Source organism: Azohydromonas sediminis, assembly GCF_003574675.1.
In the GTDB taxonomy this organism is placed as follows: Bacteria; Pseudomonadota; Gammaproteobacteria; order Burkholderiales; family Burkholderiaceae_C; genus Calidifontimicrobium; species Calidifontimicrobium sediminis.
Map to the genome: position 1 here is coordinate 1 of NZ_QOAZ01000099.1, position 803 is coordinate 803.

An 803-nucleotide genomic window follows, 5' to 3' on the forward strand; every position below is an offset into this window, starting at 1 on the left:
GCGAGGCAGGGTTTTGCCGGGGTTTTCGCGGTTCATACAGTCCTTGCGGCTGCGGCAGACGCAGTTGGGCCCAGACCCAGCAACTGTGGCGCCAGCGCCAGCGTGCGCATCAGGTTGTGCGCCAGCGCGAACAGCAGCACTACGCACCGCATCTTGCCCAGGCCCCTGACGGGCATGCGCTGCAGGCCGCGGTTCCTGGCTTGCGCGTTGACGCACTCGGCCGTGGCCGCGCGCAGCTTGTACAGCTGCCTCGCCTCGGGCGTGGCCATGCGCTGGCGCCACTTGGCCACCGCCTCACCGTCGTCGGGCTTGGGCGCGTGCTTGTCGGGCTCGACCTCGTGGCCATGCTCGTCCTTCTTCGCACGCGCCTGGGGCACCGGCGCGTAGACCTCGGTCTTGTGGGCCACCGCCTCGAGCTGCTCGTGCGCCGGGAAGCCGCCGTCGACCAGCCACTGCTCGGGCGTGCGGCCCAGGCGCTTTTCGACCTGTTCGACCATCGGCGCGAGCTGCGCCATGTCGCTGCCCGAGGTGCTCACCTCCACACCGACGATGACCTGGCTGTCGCAGTCGCTGGCCAGCTGCGCGTTGACCGCCGGGCGGAACCCGCCGTCGGCCATCTTCATCACCGTGGCGTCAGCGTCGGTGGTGCTCGCCCGCGCATCCTCGGCCTGGCCGCCGTTGCGCCGCTTGATCTGCTCGAGCTCGGGCAGCCGATCCAGCGCGCGTTGCAGCCGCTGCGCCATCTCGCGTCTGGCGCGCTCCTGCGCTGCCGCCTTGCGCCTGCTGGGCTGCGCCGGATCGGC

1 protein-coding gene is annotated in these 803 nt (G+C 71.2%); it reads right to left on the minus strand.

What is annotated here, in order from left to right:
- Window positions 1–32: 32 nt before the first annotated feature.
- The coding region (locus tag DRV96_RS17795; RefSeq protein WP_210757108.1) for a transposase at window positions 33–803 on the minus strand (771 nt) is incomplete at its 5' end.